Genomic DNA, 5871 nt, shown 5'->3' on the forward strand with positions numbered 1-5871 from the left:
GATTGATCATTGATGAAGGTTTGCTGAATACAACACAATCATAGTATTCATTCAATCATTCAAATCACAGTTTAGACTTATTATGGGATTATGGGATGGACTATGATTGATCATTGATGAAGGTTTGCTGAATACAACACAATCATAGTATTCATTCAATCATTCAAATCACAGTTTAGACTTATTATGGGATTACCGTAGGTGCTTCTCATCCATGCCCCTTAGATTACCAGATTTCGTCCCCCCCCCTGAACGGTGACAATTTATCAGCGTTTTCTCCCTGTTTGTCGCCGGTGATACCGTTGATGAACTAGGCGATAGCTAACAAAATAGGTTATAGTAGCAAATACCGTCGCTGATAGTAAGCAACCAAAAAACAGGGTCAAAAGAAATTGGCCGCCAGAACTAGCTAACTTTTCGGTGAAGCTTTGATTAGTTTGAAAAATGTCGCCCAGATTCGATCGCCCGCTTTGACCAAGAATAAACTCTCCTAATTTATAATTAAACAGGAAAATTGGCAGATCGGTCAAGGGATTGCTGATATAAGTACCGGCAGCAGCCGCGATCTTGTTGGCGCGAAATAGGGTGGCTAAAAAGATAGCGACGATGATTTGAAGGCCCATCCACGGGAAAAATCCCGAAAAAACTCCCAAGGCAAAACCCCTGGCAATTTCCCTAGGATGTCCTTGTAATCGCATTAAGCGAATATACCAATAGCGCAAAAATCGCAGTAAGCGATTACTCGAATATTTGCGGCTTTTTCTCGCTTTTAATGACCGTGAGCGCATATTTTCGGGCATAAATGCTGACAAAATTGATACCGACTTCAATTTTAGCAAGGGGTGATTAAGAGATGTTAAACACAGGGGATACGATCGCCGCCATCGCTACGGCGATCGTTCCGGAACAGGGTAGTATCGGTATTGTCCGTTTATCTGGTAGTCAGGCAGTGGCGATCGCTCGTCGGCTTTTCCATAGCCCCAATCGTCAAAAATGGCAAAGTCATCGTATTCTCTACGGTTATATCCGGCATCCCCAAAGTCAAGCAATTATCGATGAAGCTTTACTGTTGCTCATGTTGGCTCCCCGCTCTTTCACCCGCGAGGATGTGGTGGAATTTCACTGTCATGGCGGCATTATGCCCGTACAACAGGTGTTACAGTTATGTCTAGAAAATGGGGCGCGTTTGGCACAAGCGGGGGAATTTAGCCTGCGTGCCTTTCTTAACGGCAGAATTGACCTAACTCAAGCCGAAAGCGTCGTCGATCTCGTGGGGGCGCGTTCTCCCCAAGCGGCACAATTTGCCCTCGCTGGGTTGCAGGGAAAACTCGCGCAACCGATCCGCCATTTGCGTGCCACCTGTCTCGATATTTTGGCCGAAATTGAGGCCCGTATTGACTTTGAAGAAGATTTACCGCCCTTGGATTGCGAGGCGATTCTCAATAGCATAGAACAGGTTTTTTGTCAAGTAAATTTAATTTTGGCCACCGCCGAGCGCGGGGAATTGCTGCGTAGTGGTCTGAAAGTGGCGATCGTGGGGCGGCCGAATGTGGGTAAATCCAGTTTGTTAAATGCTTGGAGTCGGAGCGATCGAGCGATTGTCACCGATTTACCCGGCACTACCCGCGATATCGTCGAATCTCAGCTAGTTGTGGCGGGAATTCCCGTACAAGTCCTCGATACGGCAGGAATTCGCTCGGCCAGCGATCGAGTTGAACAAATTGGGGTGGAACGTTCCCGTCAAACGGCCCGGTCTGCTGATTTAGTTCTCTTAACCGTCTCCGCAGAGTCAGGATGGACCCGGGAAGACGAGGAAATTTATCGCTCTGTCAGCGATCGCCGATTAATTTTAGTGATTAATAAAATTGATTTAGCTCATCCCGAAACGGTAATTTACCCAGCAGAAATTGAGCGAGTTGTCAAGCTGTCGGCCGCCCAAAATCAGGGTATTGAAGACTTAGAAAAAACTATTATTAATGCTGTCCAAAATCAAGAACTACAGGCGGCTAATTTGGATTTAGCCATTAATCAACGACAAGCGGCCGCTTTAACTAGGGCGAAAATTGCTTTGCAACAGGTCAAAAAAACAATTGACCAAAATTTACCTTTTGATTTTTGGTCGATCGATCTGCGTACTGCCATTCAATCCTTAGGAGAAATTACCGGCGAAGAAGTGACTGAATCGGTACTTGATCGCATTTTTAGCCGTTTTTGTATTGGTAAATAAGCAATGAGGAAATCCAGTCAAACAGAAACAAGGTTTTATCCTTTTGGGTTCGGTTAACTGTAGTCTTGTTAAGGATTAGAGAGATCAGATATTATTGGAAAAAAATACTTTCCACCCAGCCGTAATAATGGCACTTCCCAAAAGGATAATCAATGTCCAGACCTGATTTTTTTGGGTTCCCTCTACCGATATTAGCCGATTGTCGATGCCTTCGATTTTCCCGTCTAACACTTTAATATCCCCTTTGAGATCAGCTATTCCTATTTCTACTTTTGTCAAGCGTTCATCAATCTTATCGAATTTTTGACTAACTTCCTTGATACTGTCTTTAATTTCTTTAAGGACGACATCCAGGGAATAAGTGACAGTTTCGTTAGACATTGGCTAAACTCCTATACTGCATCTGGTTGGATATAATTTTATCTTAGTCTAGGCTTTAAGAAAATTTTCTTTCAGGAGCGATTAACTGTAGTCTTGTTGAGAATTAGAGAACTCAGATATTACTGGAAAAAAATACTTTCCAAGCAGCCGTAATAATGGCACTTCCCAAAAGGATAATCAATGTCCAGACCTGATTTTTTTGGGTTCCCTCTACCGATATTAGCCGATTGTCGATGCCTTCGATTTTCTCGTCTAACACTTTAATATCACCTTTGAGATCAGTTACTCCTATTTCTAGTTTGGTTAACCGATCTTCTACCTTGTCAAATCTTTCGTTAACCCGCTTCTCAAGCGAGTCGATCTTTCCCTCAATCCTTGTGAGGACAGCTTCTAGGGAATAAGTAACAGTTTCGTTAGACATTTGGTAAACTCCTATACTGCATCCGGTTGGATATAATTTTATCTTAAGTCTAGGCTTTAAGAAAATTTTCTTTCAGGAGCGGTTAACTGTAGTCTTGTTGAGAATTAGAAAGATCAGATATTACTGGAAAAAAATACTTTCCATCCGGCCGTAAAAATGGCACTCCCCAAAAGGATAATTAATGTCCAGACCTGATTTTTTTGGGTTCCTTCCACTGATTTTAGCCGATTGTCGATGCCTTCGATTTTCTCGTCTAACACTTTAATATCCCCTTTGAGATCGGTTAATCCTATTTCTACTTTTGTCAAGCGCTCATCAATCTTATCGATCTTTCCCTCAATCCTTGTGAGGACAGCTTCTAGGGAATAAGTAACAGTTTCGTTAGACATTGGCTAAACTCCTATACTGCATCCGGTTGGATATAATTTTATCTTAGTCTAGGCTTTTTGGCATTCCTTACCCCACAGTTAACTTCACTTCTGTCCAACCACTGAGATAGTGTTAGGTGAAAACTTCCCTACTTTCTTGTCACTCGATCGAATCTAAAACCTAATTGGTTAAGCTAAAAGCTTTTAGGTACTTAGTTTCGAGCCTTTATAACCCTAACCCCAAATTTTTTCGGGAACTTCCTAACATCCCATTCATCTTAAAGCCTAGATTCCGCTGGGAAAAAGGAGGAAATCCAGAGGAGTTTCCGGCTTCTTTCCTAGCCCTCTCGGTTTTCTTTTGGTTTGACACTCCCATCGCACTCATGCGAGGGATTCTTCATTCACGGGGAGATGCCTTGCAAAAGCAGTGCCTTTACTTGGTCTTACTCTCCCTCCAGAAGCAGTAGCGGTATGCCCTACCGCCAAAATTCGTAAACCTTCATCTCGAATATTCTTAGCGGCATTGATGTCTCTATCGTGGGTTTCTCCACACTTAGGACATTGCCAACTACGAATATCTAAACTCAAACTATCAACAGGATTTAAACAGTTACTACAAGTCTTAGAGCTAGGAAAGAATCTATCTACTTCTATATATATTTTTCCTTCCCATTCAGCCTTGTATTTTAACATAGTACAGAATTGACCCCAACCAGCATCACTAATTGATTTTGCTAGTTTAGGGTTTTTGACCAGGTTTCTGACTGCCAGATTTTCTACCACTATGACTTGGTTTTTGTCAACTAATTTACGACTTAGTTTGTGCAGAAAATCTTCACGACAACGAACGATTTTAGAGTGAACTTTAGCAACTTTAACTCTAGCTTTATTTCGATTCTTAGAGCCTTTTTGCTGGCGGCTTAGTTTCTTTTGTCTCCTCGCTAATCTTTGTTCGTACTTACGATAGTATTGAGGATTCCCGTGTTTAGTCCCATCTGATGTAATAGCAAAATGGGTTAGTCCAACGTCTATCCCGACAGCTTTTCCTTCTGATGATTTTTGGGGTAAATCCTGACCATCATCATAGAGACAAGATGCGAAATATTCTCCTGATGGATTAACTGAAACCGTAACAGACTTTAAGTTTCCCTCTGGTTGCCGTGAAACTTGGCAAGAGACTTCACCAATTTTAGGCAATACCAGAACATCATCTTTTAACTTACAGTGTTGAGGAAATCTAATCGACTGCCTATTTTGCTTTTTCTTGAAGTTAGGATATTTAGCTCTACCTTCAAAAAAGTTAAGGAAAGCACTAGAAAGATTTAAAGCAGCTTGTTGTAATACCTGCGATGGTACTTCGCTTAACCACTCATGCTCTTTTTTTAAGGAAGGCAGCAGCTTAATTATTTCGTCTCTGCTTAATCCTTTTCCAGTTTGCTTGTAAGTTTCGGATGTTAAGTTTAGAGCGTAATTGTAAAACCATCTAGCACAGCCAAACGACTTGGCAAGCAAAACTGATTGCTCACTGGTCGGATAGATTCTGTACTTAAACGCTTTTAATATCTTGTTTACCCAACTAAATTTACTATGGTAAGCTATGCAAGGCTAAACTGTCAAGGATTTAATCGTGCTTTGCTGTTTTATATTGGTCGGGGTTTCATCCTGTCAGTACGAGGGTCTTCACCCCGACATCTGTGATAAATTGGGTTATGTGTGCAAAGGAGTGAGCGAGTGGTGTTTAGCATCGAACCAAAAATTATCAATCCGCCCAAAAACCGTCATGATTATCAATTGTCGGAAGCAATTCGCTATCGTGCTTGGGTAGAGATTGATCGCTCGGCCTTACAACAAAACGTGCGAAAAGTCAAGGCCTTATTAGCCCCAAAAACGGAATTAATGGCGGTAATTAAAGCCGATGCTTACGGACACGGGGCAGTTAAGGTGGCTAACAGCGTTTTAGAAGCCGGAGCGCAGTCTTTAGCCATCGCGACTATCGGTGAAGGTATCGAACTACGGGAAGCGGGAATCGTTGCCCCAATTATGATTTTAGGGGCAGTCAATACCCCGGAAGAAGTGGCAGCCTTAGCCCATTGGCAATTGCAACCCACCCTGGTGCAAATCGAACAGGTACAAATTTTTGCCACCGTGATGAGACGCTTAGAACAGCGGCTGCCGGTTCATATCAAACTAGATACGGGGATGTCTCGCTTAGGTACACCATGGCAAAACGGCACAAAATTCGTCGAACAGGTTTTAGAGGCTCCTAACCTGAAAATTGCCAGTATATACTCCCATTTTGCCACAGCTGACGATCCCAATCCCGAGATCATGCAGTTACAACGGCAAAGATTCCAACAAGCGATCGCCGAGTTAAGATCAAAAGGTTATCATCCCCCCTGTCTGCATTTAGCCAACTCTGCCGCTACCCTAAGCGATCGATCTCTGCACTACGATCGAGTTAGAGTCGGATTAGC

At 42.7% G+C, this 5871-nt stretch carries 7 protein-coding genes; 2 read left to right on the top strand and 5 right to left on the bottom strand.

Translation table 11 applies throughout. The features are described 5' to 3' along the window. Positions 1-266: 266 nt before the first annotated feature. Positions 267-800: a DUF2062 domain-containing protein gene (locus PX481_RS09080; RefSeq protein ID WP_002760175.1), complete on the bottom strand. Its 534-nt coding sequence runs from the start codon at positions 798-800 to the stop codon at positions 267-269. A gap of 53 nt (positions 801-853) precedes the next feature. Here PX481_RS09080 and mnmE point away from each other — a divergent pair, with 53 nt between their 5' ends. Next, a complete protein-coding gene (gene mnmE, locus PX481_RS09085; protein ID WP_002760173.1) occupies positions 854-2227 on the top strand; it encodes a tRNA uridine-5-carboxymethylaminomethyl(34) synthesis GTPase MnmE in 1374 nt (457 codons plus the stop codon). An 84-nt stretch (positions 2228-2311) separates the two neighbouring features. Here the strand turns inward: mnmE and PX481_RS09090 are convergent, their stop codons facing one another. From PX481_RS09090 to tnpB, 4 genes are all read right to left on the bottom strand, one after another. Next, the gene (locus PX481_RS09090; RefSeq protein WP_002760171.1) at positions 2312-2608 is read right to left on the bottom strand and encodes a hypothetical protein; all 297 of its coding nucleotides are present in this window, start codon (positions 2606-2608) and stop codon (positions 2312-2314) included. Positions 2609-2720: 112 nt separating this feature from the next. Further along, a complete protein-coding gene (locus PX481_RS09095) occupies positions 2721-3029 on the bottom strand; it encodes a DUF4164 family protein (protein WP_002760170.1) in 309 nt (102 codons plus the stop codon). 113 nt (positions 3030-3142) lie between these two features. Further along, positions 3143-3418: a hypothetical protein gene (locus tag PX481_RS09100; protein WP_002760168.1), complete on the bottom strand. Its 276-nt coding sequence runs from the start codon at positions 3416-3418 to the stop codon at positions 3143-3145. Between the two features lie 360 nt (positions 3419-3778). Further along, positions 3779-4960, bottom strand: coding sequence for an IS200/IS605 family element RNA-guided endonuclease TnpB (gene tnpB / locus PX481_RS09105; RefSeq protein WP_002760167.1), 1182 nt, complete (start codon positions 4958-4960; stop codon positions 3779-3781). Between the two features lie 168 nt (positions 4961-5128). On the opposite strand from tnpB, the gene alr reads away from it, so the two are divergent. Beyond that, a partial coding sequence (gene alr, locus PX481_RS09110; RefSeq protein ID WP_288094457.1) for an alanine racemase occupies positions 5129-5871 on the top strand: 743 nt, incomplete at its 3' end.

Source organism: Microcystis sp. M53603_WE2, from assembly GCF_030065435.1.

What these genes read in the sequence shown, in the direction of transcription:
- PX481_RS09080 (WP_002760175.1), bottom strand. Translation starts at nt 800, where the DNA reads ATGCCCGAAAATATGCGCTCACGGTCATTAAAAGCGAGAAAAAGCCGC.
- mnmE (WP_002760173.1), top strand. Translation starts at nt 854, where the DNA reads ATGTTAAACACAGGGGATACGATCGCCGCCATCGCTACGGCGATCGTT.
- PX481_RS09090 (WP_002760171.1), bottom strand. Translation starts at nt 2,608, where the DNA reads ATGTCTAACGAAACTGTCACTTATTCCCTGGATGTCGTCCTTAAAGAA.
- PX481_RS09095 (WP_002760170.1), bottom strand. Translation starts at nt 3,029, where the DNA reads ATGTCTAACGAAACTGTTACTTATTCCCTAGAAGCTGTCCTCACAAGG.
- PX481_RS09100 (WP_002760168.1), bottom strand. Translation starts at nt 3,418, where the DNA reads ATGTCTAACGAAACTGTTACTTATTCCCTAGAAGCTGTCCTCACAAGG.